The sequence below is a fragment of the Lamprobacter modestohalophilus genome (assembly GCF_016583905.1).
Taxonomy (GTDB): domain Bacteria; phylum Pseudomonadota; class Gammaproteobacteria; order Chromatiales; family Chromatiaceae; genus Lamprobacter; species Lamprobacter modestohalophilus.
In genome coordinates, this window is the sequence record NZ_NRRY01000043.1 from 16,740 (window position 1) to 35,263 (window position 18,524).

At 63.0% G+C, this 18,524-nt stretch carries 19 protein-coding genes and 1 tRNA gene; 19 read left to right on the forward strand and 1 reads right to left on the reverse strand.

Going from position 1 to position 18,524, the window contains the following annotated elements:
• The first annotated feature begins 89 nt into the window (after positions 1-89).
• The 7 genes from CKO42_RS19525 (at position 90) to CKO42_RS19555 (ending at position 7,221) form a co-directional block, all read left to right on the forward strand.
• The gene (locus tag CKO42_RS19525; protein ID WP_242479551.1) at positions 90-1,598 is read left to right on the forward strand and encodes a M16 family metallopeptidase; all 1,509 of its coding nucleotides are present in this window, start codon (positions 90-92) and stop codon (positions 1,596-1,598) included.
• A complete protein-coding gene (locus CKO42_RS19530) occupies positions 1,588-3,129 on the forward strand; it encodes a M16 family metallopeptidase (protein ID WP_200247690.1) in 1,542 nt (513 codons plus the stop codon). Before CKO42_RS19525 ends, CKO42_RS19530 begins: the two co-directional genes overlap by 11 nt.
• Positions 3,129-3,743 (forward strand): 16S rRNA (guanine(966)-N(2))-methyltransferase RsmD, encoded by a 615-nt coding sequence (gene rsmD, locus CKO42_RS19535; protein WP_200247692.1) that lies wholly within the window; start codon positions 3,129-3,131, stop codon positions 3,741-3,743. Before CKO42_RS19530 ends, rsmD begins: the two co-directional genes overlap by 1 nt.
• A gap of 145 nt (positions 3,744-3,888) precedes the next feature.
• A complete protein-coding gene (coaD, locus tag CKO42_RS19540; protein WP_200247694.1) occupies positions 3,889-4,365 on the forward strand; it encodes a pantetheine-phosphate adenylyltransferase in 477 nt (158 codons plus the stop codon).
• A 163-nt stretch (positions 4,366-4,528) separates the two neighbouring features.
• Positions 4,529-4,783, forward strand: coding sequence for a YfhL family 4Fe-4S dicluster ferredoxin (locus tag CKO42_RS19545; RefSeq protein ID WP_200247696.1), 255 nt, complete (start codon positions 4,529-4,531; stop codon positions 4,781-4,783).
• A 199-nt stretch (positions 4,784-4,982) separates the two neighbouring features.
• On the forward strand, positions 4,983-6,599 hold the full coding sequence (gene ggt, locus CKO42_RS19550; RefSeq protein ID WP_242479554.1) for a gamma-glutamyltransferase: 1,617 nt from the start codon (positions 4,983-4,985) through the stop codon (positions 6,597-6,599).
• A 175-nt stretch (positions 6,600-6,774) separates the two neighbouring features.
• Positions 6,775-7,221: a CoA-binding protein gene (locus CKO42_RS19555; RefSeq protein WP_207148782.1), complete on the forward strand. Its 447-nt coding sequence runs from the start codon at positions 6,775-6,777 to the stop codon at positions 7,219-7,221.
• A gap of 3 nt (positions 7,222-7,224) precedes the next feature.
• Here CKO42_RS19555 and smpB read toward each other — a convergent pair whose 3' ends face one another.
• Positions 7,225-7,704, reverse strand: a complete 480-nt coding sequence (smpB, locus tag CKO42_RS19560) for an SsrA-binding protein SmpB (RefSeq protein WP_200247701.1) — start codon at positions 7,702-7,704, stop codon at positions 7,225-7,227.
• A gap of 113 nt (positions 7,705-7,817) precedes the next feature.
• Here smpB and tpiA point away from each other — a divergent pair, with 113 nt between their 5' ends.
• From tpiA to nuoI, 12 genes are all read left to right on the forward strand, one after another.
• Positions 7,818-8,579, forward strand: a complete 762-nt coding sequence (gene tpiA / locus CKO42_RS19565) for a triose-phosphate isomerase (protein WP_200247704.1) — start codon at positions 7,818-7,820, stop codon at positions 8,577-8,579.
• A gap of 50 nt (positions 8,580-8,629) precedes the next feature.
• Positions 8,630-9,133: a preprotein translocase subunit SecG gene (gene secG, locus CKO42_RS19570; protein ID WP_200247706.1), complete on the forward strand. Its 504-nt coding sequence runs from the start codon at positions 8,630-8,632 to the stop codon at positions 9,131-9,133.
• A gap of 155 nt (positions 9,134-9,288) precedes the next feature.
• A tRNA-Leu gene (locus CKO42_RS19575) sits at positions 9,289-9,373 on the forward strand.
• 192 nt (positions 9,374-9,565) lie between these two features.
• Positions 9,566-9,922, forward strand: a complete 357-nt coding sequence (locus tag CKO42_RS19580) for an NADH-quinone oxidoreductase subunit A (RefSeq protein ID WP_200247709.1) — start codon at positions 9,566-9,568, stop codon at positions 9,920-9,922.
• Positions 9,923-9,978: 56 nt separating this feature from the next.
• Positions 9,979-10,455: a NuoB/complex I 20 kDa subunit family protein gene (locus CKO42_RS19585; RefSeq protein ID WP_200247712.1), complete on the forward strand. Its 477-nt coding sequence runs from the start codon at positions 9,979-9,981 to the stop codon at positions 10,453-10,455.
• A 36-nt stretch (positions 10,456-10,491) separates the two neighbouring features.
• A complete protein-coding gene (locus CKO42_RS19590; RefSeq protein ID WP_200247716.1) occupies positions 10,492-11,223 on the forward strand; it encodes an NADH-quinone oxidoreductase subunit C in 732 nt (243 codons plus the stop codon).
• On the forward strand, positions 11,216-12,475 hold the full coding sequence (locus CKO42_RS19595; RefSeq protein ID WP_200247719.1) for an NADH-quinone oxidoreductase subunit D: 1,260 nt from the start codon (positions 11,216-11,218) through the stop codon (positions 12,473-12,475). The genes CKO42_RS19590 and CKO42_RS19595 overlap by 8 nt, the downstream gene beginning before the upstream one ends.
• On the forward strand, positions 12,475-13,002 hold the full coding sequence (gene nuoE / locus CKO42_RS19600; RefSeq protein ID WP_200247722.1) for an NADH-quinone oxidoreductase subunit NuoE: 528 nt from the start codon (positions 12,475-12,477) through the stop codon (positions 13,000-13,002). The genes CKO42_RS19595 and nuoE overlap by 1 nt, the downstream gene beginning before the upstream one ends.
• A 13-nt stretch (positions 13,003-13,015) precedes the next feature.
• On the forward strand, positions 13,016-14,305 hold the full coding sequence (gene nuoF, locus CKO42_RS19605) for an NADH-quinone oxidoreductase subunit NuoF (protein ID WP_200247724.1): 1,290 nt from the start codon (positions 13,016-13,018) through the stop codon (positions 14,303-14,305).
• Between the two features lie 77 nt (positions 14,306-14,382).
• A complete protein-coding gene (gene nuoG, locus CKO42_RS19610) occupies positions 14,383-16,773 on the forward strand; it encodes an NADH-quinone oxidoreductase subunit NuoG (protein ID WP_200247726.1) in 2,391 nt (796 codons plus the stop codon).
• 10 nt (positions 16,774-16,783) lie between these two features.
• A complete protein-coding gene (gene nuoH, locus CKO42_RS19615; RefSeq protein ID WP_200247729.1) occupies positions 16,784-17,830 on the forward strand; it encodes an NADH-quinone oxidoreductase subunit NuoH in 1,047 nt (348 codons plus the stop codon).
• 62 nt (positions 17,831-17,892) lie between these two features.
• Positions 17,893-18,384, forward strand: coding sequence for an NADH-quinone oxidoreductase subunit NuoI (nuoI, locus tag CKO42_RS19620; protein ID WP_200247732.1), 492 nt, complete (start codon positions 17,893-17,895; stop codon positions 18,382-18,384).
• Positions 18,385-18,524 lie beyond the last annotated feature (140 nt).

Consider the following 18,524-nt stretch of genomic DNA (forward strand, 5'->3'; position numbering starts at 1 on the left):
CGAGACCGTCGGGCCGCTGCATTGTAACAACGCGCGGGTGTCGCCAACTTCCCGCCCAGACTACGCTGATTCGATGGATGACTCTAATGATGAAACCGCTCTTCGCCACTGCTCTCGTCTTTGTGATGGCGGCGTTCGCCGTCCAGCCGCTGTTTGCGGCCGAGGCTGGCAGCGATCTTGCCGGTAACGGCGCCCTTTCTGATAGCCCGCTTCTTGAGAGCTCGCTGTCTGATAACTCGCTCTCTGATAACTCGCTCTCTGAAAGCTCACTTTCGGATGGCCCCAAGGTGCACGAGCGCGTGCTCGACAACGGTCTCAAGGTGCTCGTCAAGCGCGACGCTCGCGCGCCGATCGTGGCCTCGCAGGTTTGGTACAAGGTGGGCTCGAGCTACGAGCATGGTGGCGTCACGGGCGTCTCGCATGCGCTGGAGCACATGATGTTCAAAGGTACTGAGCGTCTCGCGCCCGGACAATTCTCGCGCATCATCGCCGAGAACGGTGGCGATGAGAACGCCTTCACGGGTCGCGACTATACCGCCTACTTCCAGACCCTAGCGGCAGACCGGCTCGAGGTGGCGTTTGAGCTCGAGGCCGACCGCATGCGCAACCTCGCCTTGCCTGCGGATGAGTTTGCGAAAGAGATCGAGGTGGTCAAAGAGGAGCGCCGGCTGCGCACCGACGATGACCCAGAAGCGCTCGCCTTCGAGCAATTCAACGCCACCGCCTATGCCGCATCGCCGTATCGCAACCCGATCATCGGCTGGCAGAGCGATCTCGACGTGATGAACATCGAGACCCTGCGGGATTGGTATCAGATGTGGTACGCGCCGAATAACGCCACACTGGTGGTCGTCGGCGACGTCGATCCAAGCGAGGTCTTTGCGCTCGCCGAGCAGCATTTCGGGCCGCTTGAGTCGGGGCCGGCCCTGCAACCGCGTCCGCGTGAGGAGCCCTTGCAGCGCGGTGAGAAGCGGCTTTCGGTCGCGGCCCCCGCGAAGGAGCCTTACCTATTGATGGGTTGGAAGACGCCCGCCCTCGCCGATGCCGAGCAGGGCTGGGAGCCTTATGCGCTCGAGATGCTGGTGTCGGTGTTGGACGCGGGCGCAAGCTCTCGCTTCAGTCGTGACCTGGTGCGAGGCGACCGGGTCGCCGCCTCAGTGGGCGCCAGCTACAACGCCTTCAACCGGCTCTCGGGCATGCTGCTGATCGATGGCACGCCGGCTAAAGGCGTTTCGGTCGATGCCCTCGAGGGGGCGATCCTAGCCCAGTTGGAGCGACTCAAGTCCGAGCTTGTCACCGAGCAGGAACTGGCACGCATCCGCACTCAGCTGATTGCCGGGAAGGTCTACGAGCGCGATAGCGTGTTCTATCAGGCGATGCTACTCGGGCAGCTGGAGACCGTCGGGCTCGGCTGGGAGTTGGTCGATGAGACCGTTGAACAGCTGTCGGCGGTGACGCCGGAACAGATTCGGCGTGTTGCTCAGCGCTACTTGATCCAAGAGAACCGAACCGTTGCGCTGTTAGAGCCACAAGCCATGGACGCGGCCGATGCGCCGCCGGCAACGGCCATGACCGGAGGCGATCGCCATGTTCACTAATCGTATTGGGAAGCGCGTTTATCGCTGTCCGCTGCTTGCGCTGATCGGGCTCGGCGTGGTTTGGGCACAGGGGGCTCAGGCGGTACCGCAGATCCAGACCTGGGAGACACCGACCGGTGCCGAGGTCCTGTTCGTCGCCACTGACGAGCTGCCGATGGTCGACATTCAGGTCGTGTTCGATGCCGGAAGCGCGCGTGATGGCTCCAAGCCGGGTCTCGCGTCGCAGACGTCGGCCATGCTCACCGAAGGTGCCGGCGGGCTCGATGCGGATGCCATTGCGGAGCGCGTCGAGGCGGTTGGCGCGAAGCTCAGTACGGGTACCGACCGCGATACCAGCTCCGCGAGCTTGCGCTCCCTGAGCGATGCGGATGCGCTCGAGATCGCAGTGGACACCCTGATTCGGGTCTTGAGCGCGCCGACCTTCGATCCGGGCGAATTCGAGCGCGTGCGTCAGAACCAACTGACGGCGCTGCGCCTGGCTGAACAAGATCCGGGCGATGTCGGACGGAAGGCACTCTATCGGGCGATCTTTGGTGATCATCCGTACGCGACCGACCCCAGTGGCACCCCTGAGGCTGTCGCCGCACTGACCACTGACGATCTGCGGGCGTTTCACGGCCGCTTTTATGGCGCAGGGAACGCGACCATCGCGATGGTCGGGGCGCTTGACCGAGCCCAGGCTGAGCGCATCGCCGCGCGCATCTCGGCTGAGCTACCCAGCGGGGGGCCACCAGCGCCTTTGCCAGCTGTGTCGGAGCTGGAGCAGGCCAGCGTTCAACAGATCGAGTTCCCATCGAGTCAGACCCATCTCTACCTTGGCCAGCCTGGGATGCGCCGCGGCGATCCGGACTACTTCGCGCTGTATCTCGGCAATCACATCCTCGGCGGCAGCGGCCTGGTCTCGCTGCTGATGGAGGAGGTGCGCGAGAAACGCGGGCTCTCCTACAGCGTTTATAGCTACTTTCTGCCCCTCGCGCGCAAGGGGCCGCTGATGATGGGGCTGCAGACCCAAAACGCTCAGGCCGATGCGGCACAGGAGGTGCTGTTAGACACCCTGAAGCGCTTCATTGAGCAAGGGCCGACCGACCAGCAGCTCGAGGCCGCGGTGAAAAACATCACCGGTGGCTTCCCGCTGCGCATCGCTGGCAACAGTAAGATCGTCAGCTATCTGGCGGTGATCGGGTTCTATGATCTGCCGCTCGATTACCTTGAGGTCTTCCCCGACCGCATCCGTGCCCTGACCACCGAGCAGATCCGCGATGCCTTCCAGCGCCGTGTCGATCCGTCACGACTCGCACGGGTGGCCGTTGGGGCTGCTGTCGAATCGGTCGAAAACAGTGCGGCTGTTGCACCCCAGCCTGTGTCACCGACGGCGACTGGGGACGTGGAACAGAATCTGAGCGCGACACAGGATCTGAGCGCGACCCCTGCTCCAGCCCAAGGCGCCGAATCGAGTGCGGGGACGAGCACCAGCCCAACGCCAAATGCTACGCCGAGCGACAAGTCAGGTGCCGCGGGTGGCCAGGGCTGATGCCGCCGAGAGCTGGGGCTAAGAGCGCTGGGGCCAAGAGCGCCAGGGCTGAGCCAGGGCGGCTGCGCATCATCGGCGGCTGTTGGCGTGGGCGTCGGCTGCCCGTCGCTTCGCAGCCTGGGCTACGCCCGACCATGGATCGGGTGCGCGAAACCCTCTTCAACTGGCTGACGCCAACCATCGAAGGCAGTCGCTGTCTTGATTGCTTTGCCGGCAGCGGCGCTCTCGGTCTCGAAGCGGCGTCGCGGGGCGCCGCGACGGTCGTCCAGCTCGAGCGCAGTCCAGCGGTGGCGCGCAGGCTGCAGGCCAACGCCGACGAGCTGGGTGCCCGTCAGTTGAGGGTCTATTGTGCTGATGCTCTGGAATGGCTGGCGACATCGTCGCCGGTTGCGTTTGATGTCTGCTTCTTGGACCCCCCCTTTGCCGCTGATCTCTTGGCGCCGACCCTGCGGCGGCTGGCTCAGGACGGCTGGCTGGCTGCTGGCGCGTTGGTCTATGTCGAGACCGATCAGGCCACGCCATTGCCTGATCTACCCGCCGATTGGCGTTGGCTGCGCGACAAACGCGCCGGGCAGGTGCGCTATGCGCTGGCAGAAGCTGGCGCTAATCCCTAAACCGCTCACTCATCGTGTCGCTTTGGGCTGACGCGGACCCTGCCGGAGGGGGTTGCTGCCAGGCGAGCGGTGGCGAAGGCGCGTTGGCTGGCGCGGACTCTGCTATCCTCCGCGCCAGTGGAAACCTCGAGTAGGGGCGTGTGGCTTGCGAAGTGTCGTCTATCCGGGATCGTTTGACCCCATCACCAACGGTCACAGTGATCTGATCGACCGTGCGTCCCGGCTGTTCGATCGGGTAGTGGTCGCGGTGGCGCGGGACAGTGCAAAGGACCCCACCTTCTCGGCGGACGAGCGGGTTGAGCTCGCGCGATCGGTGTGTGAGCGGATGAGCAACGTCGAGGTCGTGCCCTTCTCGGGTCTGCTGGTCGACTTTGCCCATGCCGCGCAGGTTCATGTCATCATGCGCGGTCTGCGTGCGGTGTCTGACTTTGAGTACGAGTTTCAACTCGCTGGGATGAACCGACGTATGGCGCCGGATATCGAGACCCTGTTTCTGACCCCCGCCGAGCAATATGCCTATATCTCGTCGTCGCTGGTCAAACAGATCGCTCGGTTGGGTGGCGATGTTTCGGCGTTCGTTGCACCGAGCGTGCATGCTGCATTGCGGCAGCGGTTTGGATAAACTTTGCGCCATCCCAATGTCGCCGGCGAGTGGACGCTGATAGTCTCGACCATGTCCATGCTGTTGACCTGAGCTAGGGCGATCAAAGCGTTCGCCTTCCACAACGGGGTTTCCCGGTTTCACCTTCCCGTTCCGATATATCTGCACGCGCAGGAGTAGAACTATGGCGCTTATCATCACCGACGAATGCATCAACTGCGATGTCTGCGAGCCCGAGTGCCCGAACGGCGCGATCTCGCAAGGTGACGAGATCTACGTGATCGAGCCCGACCTTTGTACCGAGTGTGTTGGTCATTACGAGACCTCACAGTGCGTCGAGGTCTGTCCGGTTGATTGCATCATCGTCGATCCGGACCACAAAGAGACCGAAGAAGAGCTGCGCGCCAAATACGAGCGCATCACCGGTGAGTCCAGCTGATCCTGGCCCGATGACTCGGTCTCTCGCGGCCCCCTCTGGGGGCCTTTTTTTGCTGGTGGCTCGGCGGCTGCGGCTGTTGATGCTGCTGTTTGCCAGTCTGTTGACTCCCGTCTCGGGGATGGCCGAAGGGCGCTCTGGGGACGGCGCGTCGCTCGACACTCAGGCATCGCTAACCCAGGTATCGCCACATCCGCCGGCGATGGCGGTTGCCGCAGCGCATCCGGCAGCCACGGATGCTGGTATTGCGATCATGGCAGCAGGCGGCAATGCCTTTGATGCAGCGGTCGCGGTGAGTGCGGTCCTCGCCGTGGTTGAGCCTTACAGCTCTGGCATCGGCGGCGGCGGCTTCTGGCTGCTGCACCAAGCGGGTAACGGCCGGGACCTGATGATCGACGGGCGCGAGCGCGCACCCTTGGCCGCTCATCGCGACCTCTATCTGGACGCGTCTGGGGAGCTGATGGCGGGGGCTTCGCTGAATGGGCCGTTGGCGGCGGGTATCCCCGGTGAGCCGGCGGCGCTGGTCCATATCGCGGAGCATTACGGCCGGCTTCCACTGGCCAAGAGCTTGGCGCCGGCGATTCGCCTCGCGCGCGAAGGCTTCCCGGTCGATGCGATCTATCGCCGCATGGCCGCTTGGCGGCTGGACGTACTGCTCGCGTCGCCGGCTGCGGCAGCGCAGTTTCTCGATGACGGTGAGGTTCCCGAGCTCGGCGCCATGATCCGCCAGCCCGATCTGGCGCTAGTGCTCGAGGCGATTGCAGCTCAGGGGCGTGCCGGTTTCTACGCAGGCCCGGTCGCTCAGGCGCTGGTTGAGGGCGTCCGCGCCGCTGGCGGCATCTGGAGCTTGGAGGATCTGTCCAGTTATCAGGTGGTCGAGCGCGATCCGATCGTCGGGCGCTATCAGGGCTGGGAGATCGTCAGCGCTGCGCCACCCTCGTCAGGCGGTGTTGCGCTGGTGCAGATGCTCGGCATGCTCGAGGCACTGGAGGCGCGGCTTGGGCCTGCGTCGAGCGCTGCCGATCGGGTGCATCGCCTGGTCGAGGTGATGCGACGCGCTTATCGGGATCGCGCGCTCTATCTTGGTGACCCGGATCAGGTCGAGGTGCCGGTCGAGCGTCTGACGCATCCTTTCTATGCTGCTGGTCTGGCACGTGGGATCGATCCGACACAGGCCAGCCCAAGCCTACCGTTGGCCACCGGACCAGAAGGTCCGGATACCACCCATTTCTCGATCCTTGATGCCGAGGGCAACCGGGTCGCGGCGACCCTCAGCATCAATTACCCGTTTGGCTCTGGATTTGTGCCGCCTGCGACAGGGGTGTTGCTGAACGATGAGATGGACGACTTCTCGTCCCAGCCGGGGGTGCCCAATGCCTATGGCCTGGTTGGCGGAGAGGCCAACGCGATCGCGCCTGGGAAGCGCATGCTGTCGAGCATGAGCCCGACCTTTGCCACCTCTGAGGATGCGGTGGTGATCCTGGGCACGCCGGGGGGGAGCCGCATCATCACCATGGTGCTGCACGGCATCCTTGCTGCGATCGAAGGCGGTGATCCGCGGGACTGGGTTGCGGCACCGCGATTCCATCACCAATACCTACCGGATGAGATCCTATTCGAGGCCGATGCGCTCGAGGCAGCGACCCAATCTGAGCTGATCGACAGGGGGCATCGCTTGGCGCCCGCGGCCGATGACTTCGGCAACATGCAGCTGATTGTCTGGGATCGCGCCGCTGGCACGGTGGAGGCGGCGAGCGATCCGCGCGGTATCGGCTCGGCCGAGGTCCGCGTGCAACAGGGCAGTGCGGGAACGCCATAAGCGTGCTGTCTGAGGCTATCGGGGCGGATCTTTACGGTATGGTTTGATGGCGTCGGCTTCATCGAGGGGGCGAGAGGCGATGGGCTTGGTGTCAAACGAGGCGGTTGATGAATCCCCAGGCCGCTTTCTGGTGGCTTAGGTATGGTTTGCAGCATTCGTCCCATATCGCCCGAGGATGCTTTCCGTGCCATCGAACTACGAAACCTTCTTCAATGCCGAGCGCTTTGCCCTGATCGGCCACAGTGCCTCCAAGCCGTTCCCAATCCTGAGCTACAAGGGGCTGAAGCGACTTGGCAAGACGGTGTATCCGGTTGATGTGAGTGCCGAGCGCATCGACGGTGATCAGGCCTATGCGTCGCTGGATGCGCTGCCGCAAACGCCCGAGGCGGTGATCATCGAGGTGCCAAAGCAAGAGACGCGCGATTGGATCGCGCGTGCAGCCGAGATTGGCGTCTCGGATGTCTGGGTCCACATGGCGCATGAGACGCCGGAGGCGGTAGCGCTTGCGGCCGAGAAGGGGATCAATCTGCGCACCGGCACCTGCGCGGTGATGTATCTGAAGCCGGGCCTGTCGTACCACAGCATTCATCAGGCGATCATGAAGCTGCTGGGTAAATACTGATTTTTAGTTACGTTTGAAGATCCGCTCCTTCTCACGCTGCCAGTCGCGGTCTTTCTCGTCGGCGCGCTTGTCATGGAGCTTTTTCCCTTTGGCGAGTCCGATCTCGAGCTTGGCGCGGCCGCGCTGCCAGTACATGGCCAGCGGGACCAGGGTGTAGCCGGCGCGCTCGGTCTGGCCGATCAGACGGCTGAGTTCGGTGCGCTTGAGCAAGAGCTTGCGGGTCCGCGTTGGGTCTGGGTCGACGTGAGTCGAGGCGGAGGGGAGCGGCGAGAGATGACAGCCGATCAAAAAGCCCTCACCATGCAGGATCTTGACGTAGGCTTCTTTGAGCTGGACGCGCCCGGCGCGCATGCTCTTGACCTCCCAGCCTTCGAGCACGAGCCCGGCCTCGAGACGTTGCTCGATGTGATACTCATGCTTGGCCTTCTTGTTCAGCGCAATGGTGCTGCTGGGGGTGCCGGGTTTCTTTTTGCCTTTTGCCATAGCGACAGTCTAAGCCACAGGCCAACGGGACGGAAGCATCTTTCTCGCATGCTGGCTTGCATGAGTGGATGTAGGCCGCTAAGATGATCGGCTCTTTTCTTCGGGAGACAGTCATGCGTCAGCCCCTGATCGCGGGTAACTGGAAGATGAATGGCAGCAAGGCCGAAACGGTCGAGCTGTTGAACGGCATCAAGGCCGGCATTGGCGAGGTCACGGCCTCCGAAGTCGCCGTCTGTCCGCCGTTTCCCTACCTGTATTTGGCCGAGGATATGCTCAAAGGCACCGCGATCCGCTACGGCTCGCAAGACTGCTCGCGAGAGGAATCCGGTGCCTTTACTGGACAGGTCTCGGCGGCGATGCTGCAGGACTTTGGCTGCACCTACGCCATCCTTGGCCATTCGGAGCGCCGCCTCTTCAACGCAGAAACCGATGCGATCATCGCTCGCAAGTATGCTGTTGTGGTGTCCCACGGGCTGACGCCGATCCTCTGTGTCGGCGAGACCCTCGAGGAGCGCGAGCAGGGCAAGACTGAAGAGGTCGTCGCCCGTCATCTCGATGCGGTGCTCGAATCCGCTGGCGCCGAGGCCCTGGCCAAGGGTGTGATCGCCTATGAGCCAGTCTGGGCGATCGGCACTGGGGTGACGGCGACTCCAGAACAGGCGCAAGAGGTGCATGCCTTTCTGCGCGAAAGGATCGCCAAGAAGAGCGCTGAGGTGGCGGCCGGTGTGCGCATCCTTTACGGCGGCAGCATGAAGCCCGGAAATGCCCTGGAGCTGATGGCACAGGCCGATATCGACGGCGGTCTCATCGGCGGTGCGGCGCTCAAGGCAGCTGATTTCCTAGCGATCTGTAAGGCCGGCGACGCTAACGTCTAACTGACAGCCGGCGTGGCCCCGCAGGGTCACGCGGCAGACCGAGACACCCAATGCAGCTCATTCTGACCGTCCTCCATCTGGTTCTCGCGATCGGCCTGATCGCGCTCGTGCTGCTCCAGCACGGCAAGGGTGCCGATGCCGGTGCCGCCTTTGGTAGTGGTGCCTCGTCGACGGTCTTTGGCGCCCAGGGCTCCGGCTCATTCTTGTCGAGATCGACCGCGATCATCGCGACGCTGTTCTTTGTGACCAGTATCGCGCTTGCCTACTTCGCTGCCCGGGTCGGTGAGCCAGGCGGCTTGATGGAAGGCATCGATGTGTCAGTGCCGGTCGCCCCGGCTCGGGATTCGGGGGATGTTCCTGCGGCCGGCGCGGCTGAGAGTGGAGAACTCCCCTCAGTGCCCGGTATGCCCGCAAGTGATGATGCGCCGGGCGCTGGCAGCGATCTACCGCCACCAGCGGTTGATCAAGCTACAACGAGTGATGGCGCCTCGGCGCCGCCCTCGTCGGCAGGTTCGGCCTCGGGTGGCGATCTTCCGCCCGCTGTGGATGAGTAAGTCTCGCGAACTACCCGAGCGAGCATTCTGAAGAGAGTGAGGATGATGGCAGCGACAGTCTGATCGAGCATGTGAATGCTCTGACCAGCGACAGCTTTAGCGGGATTATGACCCCACCGCTAAGCTGGAAAACCTGCAATAATACTGTTCAACTTGCCGACGTGGTGGAATTGGTAGACACGCTGTCTTGAGGGGGCAGTGGCGCAAGCCGTGCCGGTTCGAGTCCGGCCGTCGGCACCAATATGATAAGGCGGTACCCGCAAGCGGGACCGCCTTTTGTTTCGCTAGGCGCTGGTTTCTCCAGGCCGCCTCTAAGCTATTGAATCTCATCGTATTGCCCAATGTCTTATACTTGACATTGAAGGGCGCCTGAACTAGCATACAGCGGCTTTTCGTCGCCCAAAACGACCTGCTTCTTGGAGTCGCCGCCGGATGCTAGAAGACTATCTTCATATCTTGATTTTCCTGGTCGTGGCGATTCTTATCGGCTTCGCACCGCGCGTGCTCGGCATGGTCCTCGGGCCTAGGCGACCTGACCCGGAGAAAGATGCTCCGTACGAGTGCGGGTTCGAGGCCTTCGAGAGTGCGCGTATGAAGTTCGACGTGCGCTACTACCTGGTCGCTATTCTCTTCATCTTGTTCGATCTCGAGATCGCATTCCTGTTTCCTTGGGCCGTGGTGCTTGAAGAACTGGGAACGGCTGGATTGGTCGCTATGTCTGTGTTCCTGGGTGTGCTCGTCGTCGGCTTCATCTACGAGTGGCGCAAGGGTGCGCTGGACTGGGAATGAGCGCTTGTAGCTGTCATGTTGTCGCGACACTCGATCAGCTGACTTAGGGGGCTATCATGGGCATCGAAGGTATTCTCGAAGAGGGCGTGGTCACCACGACCGCCGACAAGCTCATCAACTGGGCGCGCACTGGCTCGCTTTGGCCCATGACCTTTGGGCTTGCCTGCTGTGCGGTCGAGATGATGCATGCGGGTGCAGCGCGCTACGACCTGGATCGGTTCGGCATCATCTTCCGTCCGAGCCCGCGTCAGTCCGACGTCATGATTGTTGCCGGCACCTTGGTCAACAAGATGGCGCCCGCCTTGCGCAAGGTCTATGACCAGATGGCCGAGCCACGCTGGGTGATCTCGATGGGCTCTTGCGCCAATGGTGGTGGCTACTACCACTACTCGTATTCTGTCGTGCGCGGATGTGATCGCATTGTGCCGGTGGATGTCTACGTGCCAGGCTGTCCGCCAACGGCGGAGGCGCTGCTGTACGGTATCCTGCAGTTGCAAAACAAGATTCGTCGCACCAACACGATTGCGCGCTGATCCTCAACGCCTGGCGAGGCTTCACTCAAGATATTCATGTCTGATCCGACCATCACCACTGGCGACTCGCGTCTCGACGCCCTGGCAACTCGGCTGAACGAGGACTTTGCGGCGGTTGGCGGCGAGCTCAGCGCCGATCGCGGCGAGCTGACACTCAAGCTCCCGGCAGCAGCGCTGATCGAAGCTGCTACCCGACTGCGGGACCACCGTGACTTTGGCTTTGAACAGTTGATCGACCTCTGCGCGGTCGACTATGCCGCCTATGGCCTCTCGGAGTGGGCGACCACCGAGGCATCCCACTTCGGCTTCGGTCGCGGCGTTGATCGTGACCTTGAGCTCGAGATCGATCATCTAGAGCGGTTCGCTGTGGTTTACCACCTGCTGTCGCTGGCGCACAACTGGCGGCTGCGACTGGTGGTGCGCACGGGCGGGGCTCAGCCGCTGGTACCGTCAGTAGTTTCGATCTGGTCCGTCGCCGACTGGTTCGAGCGCGAGGCCTTCGATCTGTTCGGCATCCTGTTCGACGGCCATCCGGACCTGCGCCGCATCCTCACCGACTACGGCTTCGTCGGCCATCCGTTCCGCAAGGACTTCCCGCTCAGCGGCCATGTGGCGATGCGCTACGACCCGGAGCAGGCGCGCGTGGTCTACGAGCCGGTCGAGATTGAGCCGCGGGTGCTGGTACCCAAGGTCATCCGCGACGACAGCCGCTACCTCGGTGACGAGCATCCGGCCGTGACCGGTGCCAAGGACGCAGCCAATGCCTGAGATTCGTAACTACACGCTGAACTTCGGTCCGCAGCATCCGGCCGCGCACGGGGTGCTGCGCTTGGTGCTTGAGATGGACGGTGAGGTCATCGATCGCGCCGACCCGCATATTGGTCTGCTGCATCGCGCGACCGAAAAGCTCGCCGAGTCGAAGCCGTACAACCAGTCGATCGGCTACATGGATCGGCTCGACTATGTCTCGATGATGTGCAATGAGCACGGCTATGTGCGTGCGATCGAGAAGTTGCTCGGCATCGAGGCGCCGATCCGCGCCCAGTACATCCGCACCCTGTTCGACGAGATCACCCGAATCCTCAACCACCTGATGTGGCTCGGGGCGCATGCGCTCGATGTCGGCGCGATGAGCGTCTTCCTCTATTGCTTCCGTGAGCGCGAGGACCTGATGGACTGCTATGAGGCGGTCTCGGGTGCGCGCCTGCATGCGACCTACTATCGTCCGGGTGGGGTCTATCGCGATCTGCCGGAGCAGATGCCGCGCTTCGCCGAGGAAAGCTCCAAGTGGCACGGCAAGGGCACCATGCGCAGGCTCAACAAGCCCCGCAGTGGCTCCTTGCTCGATTTCATCGAGGACTTCAGCGAGCGTTTCCCGAAGCTGGTCGATGAGTACGAGACCCTGCTCACCGATAACCGTATCTGGAAGCAGCGCACCGTTGGCATCGGCGTGGTCGATGCCGATCGGGCCAAAAACCTCGGCTTCACCGGCCCGATGCTGCGCGGCTCCGGGATCGCCTGGGATCTGCGCAAGATGCAGCCCTACGCGGCCTATGATCAGGTCGACTTCGATATCCCGGTGGGCCAGAACGGCGATTGCTACGACCGTTATCTGGTGCGCATCGAGGAGATGCGCCAGTCCAATCGCATCATCAAGCAATGCATCGACTGGCTGCGCGCCAATCCCGGTCCGGTGATGGTCGATGATCACAAGGTGGTGCCGCCGACACGCGTCGGCATGAAGGACGACATGGAAGCACTGATCCATCACTTTAAGCTCTTCACCGAGGGCTATTGCCCACCGCCTGGCCAGGTCTATGCCGCGGTTGAGGCACCCAAGGGTGAGTTCGGCTGCTACATCGTTTCCGATGGCGCCAACAAGCCGTATCGGTTGAAGGTCCGGGCGCCCGGCTTCCCACATCTCGCGGCGATGGATGAGATGGCCAAGGGCCACATGCTCGCTGATGTGGTCGCCATCATCGGCACCATGGATATCGTGTTTGGGGAGATCGACCGCTGATGAGTTTCCGTAATACACCGCTCGCGGTCATCCATGATGTCGACAAGGCGACGCTGCTCACGCCCGAGCTGCGCGCCGAGATCGACAAGCATGTTGCCAAGTATCCGCCGGAATGGAAGCAGTCTGCAGTGATGCCGGCGCTGACGTTGGTGCAGGATCACAACGGCGGCTGGCTGAGCCGTGAGTTGATGGATCAGGTGGCCGCCTATCTGGACATGCCCGAGACCGCTGTCTATGAGGTCGCGACCTTCTATGCGATGTACGATCTGGAGCCGGTTGGTCGGCACAAGGTCTGCGTCTGCAACAGCGTCTCCTGCAGGCTCGGTGGTGCCGAGGAGCTGATGCACCATATCGAAAAGAAATACAACGTAGCGCCCGGCGGCACCACCGCTGACGGCAAGCTCACGTTCAAGGAGTTCGAATGCCTCGGTGCCTGCCGGCACGCGCCTGCGGTGATGGTCGACAAGGTCTACCATGAGTGCGTGACCCCGGAAGCCATCGACAAGATCATCGACGACCTCGACTGAGCGCGTGCGACCTATGGCAGAGAACCAGAATACCGTTTGCTTCCGCACCATGCATCTTGATGCGACTGTGCGCTATACGCTTGAGAGCTATCGCAGCGTCGGCGGCTATGTGCAATGGGAGCGCATCCTGCGCGAGAAGCCCGATCCAGACCAGCTGATCGATGAACTCAAGACCTCGGCCCTGCGCGGTCGTGGTGGCGCCGGTTTTCCAACCGGGCTGAAGTGGAGCTTCATGCCCCGCACCAAGCCGGGTCAGAAGTACATCGTCTGCAACTCGGACGAAGGTGAGCCTGGCACCTGCAAGGACCGCGATATCATGCGCTACAACCCCCATCAGCTGATCGAGGGGATGGCGATCGCCGGTTATTGCATCGGTGCGACGGTTGGTTACAACTACATTCGCGGCGAGTTCTACGAGCCGACCGCGCGTTTCGATGGGGCGCTCGAAGAGGCCTACGCCGCCGGGCTGCTGGGCAAGAACCTGCTCGGCTCGGGCGTCGATTTCGATCTCTACACGCATCTTGGCGCCGGAGCCTACATCTGCGGCGAAGAAACGGCGCTGCTCGAATCGCTCGAAGGCAAGAAGGGCCAGCCGCGCTTCAAGCCGCCGTTCCCGGCCCAGGCCGGGCTCTATGGCATGCCGACGACGATCAACAATACCGAGACCCTGGCCTCGGTGCCGGTGATCCTGGAGAAGAGCGGCAAATGGTTCTTGGAGCAGGGCAAGCCCAACAATGGCGGACCCAAGCTGTTCTCGATCACCGGTCACGTCGAGCGGCCTTGTAACCTCGAGATCCCGTTGGGCACCCCGTTTAAGGACGTGCTCGAGATGGCGGGTGGGGTCAGCGGCGGTCGGGCGCTGAAGGCGGTGATCCCCGGTGGCTCATCGGTCCCAGTGGTCCCGGGCGATGTGATGATGCGCACCGATATGGACTATGACTCCATCGCCAAGGCCGGATCGATGCTCGGCTCCGGCGCGGTCATTATCATCGCCGAGGGCACCTGCATGGTGAAGGTGCTCGCTAACCTGGCCCACTTCTACGCGCATGAGTCCTGTGGTCAGTGCACGCCTTGCCGCGAGGGCACGGGTTGGCTGGCGCGGGTGCTCGATCGCATCCTCGCTGGCAACGGGCGGCCGCAGGATCTGGATCTGCTCGACAATGTGGCCGGCCGAATTGGCGGGCGCACCATCTGCGCGCTCGGCGATGCGGCGGCGATGCCGGTGCAGAGCTTCCTCAAGCATTACCGTTCCGAGTTCGAGCATCTGGTCGAGCACGGCCGTTCGCTGGTCGAGGCGGCCTGAGCGCCGTGCCTTGGCTCGGCGTTCTTGCGCAATCCCTATGACGCTGCGGCGCAACCTCAGCAGGTAGATCTACATCGATGTCGGACGACAAGATTACCCTCGAGATCGACGGCCGTTTCTGCACGGCGGCGCCCGGTGAGATGATCATCGCGGTGGCCGATCGCGAGGGCATCGTGATCCCGCGTTTCTGCTATCACGAGAAGCTCTCGATCGCGGCCAACTGCCGCATGTGCCTGGTGGAAGCGGAGCAGGGCGGGCGACCGTTCCCGAAGCCGATACCGGCCTGCGCGACCCCGGTCGGCGAGGGCATGAAGGTGCTCACGCGCTCGAAGAAGGCGCTCGATGCCCAGCGCGGCACCATGGAGTTCCTGCTCATCAACCATCCGCTGGATTGCCCGATCTGCGATCAGGGCGGTGAGTGTGAGCTGCAAGACGTCTCCATGGGCTACGGCGAGGACGTCTCGCGCTTCAGCGAGCGCAAGCGCGTGGTCAAGGATGAAGACCTCGGGCCGCTGATCGCCACCGAGATGACCCGCTGCATCCATTGCACCCGCTGCGTGCGCTTCGGCGCCGAGATCGCCGGCCTGCGTGAGCTGGGGGCGACCGGCCGTGGTGAGGACATGCGCATCGGCACCTTCGTCGGGCAGTCGATGGCGCATGAGCTCTCGGGCAACATCATCGATCTCTGTCCGGTCGGTGCGCTGACCTCGAAGCCCTATCGATTCACCGCCCGCGCCTGGGAGCTGACCTCGGACGAGGGCATCGCGCCGCATGACGGCGTTGGCTCCAACCTTCAGCTGCACATCCGTGACGGCAAGGTTATGCGCGTGCATCCGCGCGACAATGAGGCCGTCAACGAGTGCTGGATCTCGGATCGCGACCGCTTCAGCTACGAGGGCCTGAACAGCCCCGAGCGGCTGAAGGCGCCGATGCTCAAGCGCGATGGCGACTGGCAGGAAGTCGACTGGCAAGAGGCACTGCATGCCGCGGTTGACCTGTTGAAGGCTCCGGGCCCCGATCAGCTGGGCGTTCTGGTCTCGCCGACTGCGACCCTGGAAGAGCAGTTCCTGCTGCAGCGGCTGGTGCGAGCGCTCGGGAGCGATCATATCGATACCCGACTGCGGCAGCTCGACTTCAGCGCCGCGGCTGCTGATCCACAGCTGCCGTGGCTTGGGGTTCCGATCGCTGAGCTTGAAACGCAGCAGACGGTGCTCCTGATCGGTAGCGATATTCGACAAGAGCAGCCGCTGCTGGCGCATCGTCTCCGCAAGGCGGCGTTGTCCGGAGCGACGATCGCGCTGCTGAATCCTTACGCAGTCGACCTCAATCATCCCAGCATCCAAATTGCGCCGAGCCCATCGGTCCCAGGTAGCGACCTTCGGGCGCTGCTGCGGTTGCTGGGCAAGCCCACAGAGGGGCCGGCAGCGGAGCCCGATGAGCGCCATCAGCGGATCGCTGATGCGCTGACCCGCGCCGGTCAGGACGGCAAGGGGCTGGTGCTGCTGGGCACCCTGGCCGAGAGCGCTCCCGCCTTTGGGCTGGTCCGTGCCCTAGCGGCTGAGGTCGCTGCCGCGGCCGGATGCCGACTCGGCTTCTTGGCGCCGGCCGCGAATAGTGTCGGCAGCTGGTGCGCCGGTTCTCTCCCGCACAGGCTGCCTGGCGGCGCTGCACCGGCACGGCCGGGCTTGGATGCTGGTGCCATGCTCACTGATCCTCGGCAGGGCTATCTACTCTGGGGGCTGGAGCCGGATAGAGACCTCGCCGACCCGACGCTGGCAATGTCCGCGCTGCGCGCAGCAAAGCAGGTTGTCGCCTGCACCGCCTTCAGGAGCCCAGCGCTCGATACGGTGGCCGATGTGCTGCTGCCGATCTCGGCGTTTGCCGAGACTGCCGGGACCTTCGTCAATACCGAGGCCCGCTGGCAACGGTTCCAGGGCGCAGTTCCGCCACCCGGCGATGCTCGCCCAGGCTGGAAGGTCTTGCGCGTTCTCGGCACCATGATGGAACTGCCGGGCTTTGCTCAGAATAGCGCCCGCGAGGTCCATGATGAGCTTGCCAGCCAATGTCGCGATCTGACGCCAGATAACCAGATGCGGGAGGCGATGCCCGCGCCCGACCTGTCATCAGCCACGCCCCAGGCGGCGGAGCTGTTCCGGATCGGCAACGTGCCGATCTATGCGACCGATCCGCTCGTTCGGCGCGCCCCTGCCTTGCAGCGCACGCCGCTTGCCGAGCAGCTTGCGGTGTCGCTGCATCCCGACGACGCGGCCGCGCTCGGTCTGGCCGATGGGCAACTGGCACGGGTGGCGCAGGTTGCGATCAACGGCGAGCGCACCGAGGTTAACGCCCCGGTCGTGATCGACGACCGCATCGCGGTTGGATGCGCTCGCATCCCGGCTGGGGTCGAGGGTAGTGGTGAGTTGGGTCCAATCATGGGCCCAGTGCAAATCAGCAAGGCCGGCGCTTAGGAGCACGCAGATGATGGATTTGTGGCAGTGGCTGCCGCTCCCCCTCCAAAGCCTGATCGCCATTGTCGCGATCATCGCGCCTTTACTGGCGGTGGTGGCCTGGTACACCTATGCCGAGCGCAAGGTGATCGGCTACATGCAGGTCCGGATCGGGCCGAATCGGGTCGGTTGGCGCGGTCTGCTGCAGCCCATCGCCGATGCGCTCAAGCTCATGGTCAAGGAGATCATTATCCCGACCAAGGCCAGCAAGGGCCTGTTCCTGCTCGCGCCGCTGATTGCGATCGTGCCGGCGCTGGCGGCCTGGGCGGTGATCCCGTTCGACGCCGGTCTGGTGCTGGCCGACATCAACGCCGGCCTGCTCTATGTGCTGGCGCTGACCTCGCTGGGCGTCTACGGCATCATTATCGCCGGATGGGCCTCGAACTCGAAGTATGCGCTGCTGGGTGCGATGCGCGCGGCGGCGCAGATCGTCGCCTACGAGATCGCGATGGGCTTTGCGCTGGTTGGCGTGCTGGTCGCCGCTGGTAGCCTGAATCTGAGTGCCATCGTCGAGGCGCAATCCGGCAGTCTGCTGACCTGGTTCTGGCTGCCATTGCTGCCGCTGTTCGGGGTCTATTTCATCTCTGGTGTTGCTGAGACCAACCGTGCGCCCTTCGATGTCGCCGAGGGCGAGTCTGAGATCGTCGCCGGTTTCCACGTCGAATATTCCGGCATGGCGTTCGCGATCTTCTTCCTCGCTGAATACGCGAACATGGTGCTGATCGCGATGCTGGCGACGCTCTTGTTCTTCGGCGGCTGGCTCTCGCCGTTCCAGGGCATCCCGATGCTCGACGAGGCTACAGCCTGGGTGCCGGGGATGATCTGGCTGCTGCTCAAGACCTTCTTCTTCATGTTCGTCTTCCTCTGGCTGCGCGCGACCTTTCCGCGCTACCGCTATGACCAGATCATGCGTCTGGGCTGGAAGGTGTTCATTCCGATCACAATCGTCTGGATTCTTGTGGTCGCCGTGGCCGTGCTCGCGCAGTTGCCACCTTGGTGGTCGGCAGCGTCTGCCTAGCCGATATGGTGATGCCGAGTGACCGCGACCCCCGCGCCAGTCGATAGCCGATAGAGTGAACCATGCTTCAAGCCGCTCGCACTTATCTCAATAGCCTCCTGCTCCTGGAGCTTTTCCGTGGAATGAGCCTGACCGGGCGCTACCTGTTCAAGCGCAAATTCACGGTGCAGTATCCAGAAGAGAAGGCGCCGGTCTCGCCGCGTTTCCGTGGTCTGCATGCGCTGCGCCGTTATCCCAACGGCGAAGAGCGCTGCATCGCCTGCAAGCTGTGCGAGGCGACCTGTCCGGCGCTAGCGATCACCATTGAGGCCGAACCGCGCGAAGACGGCTCGCGACGCACGACGCGCTACGATATCGATCTGTTCAAGTGCATCTACTGCGGCTTTTGCGAGGAGTCATGCCCGGTCGATTCGATCGTCGAGACCGATGTCTATGAATATCACTTCGAGAATCGCGGCGAGAACATCATGACCAAAGACAAATTGCTCGCGATCGGAGATAAATACGAGTCGCGGATCGCGGCGGCGCGGAGCGCGGACGCGCGTTATCGTTGAGCGCCGGTCTCGGCAATAGAGCAATAACGAGTTACCGTGAAACAAGCGCTTGATCGTCCGGGATGGCGACGCGCTATTTACGTTAGATCAGGGCGCTGTTGTCGCCCATCGGACCGACTGCACTGAGTGCCAGGGCCGTC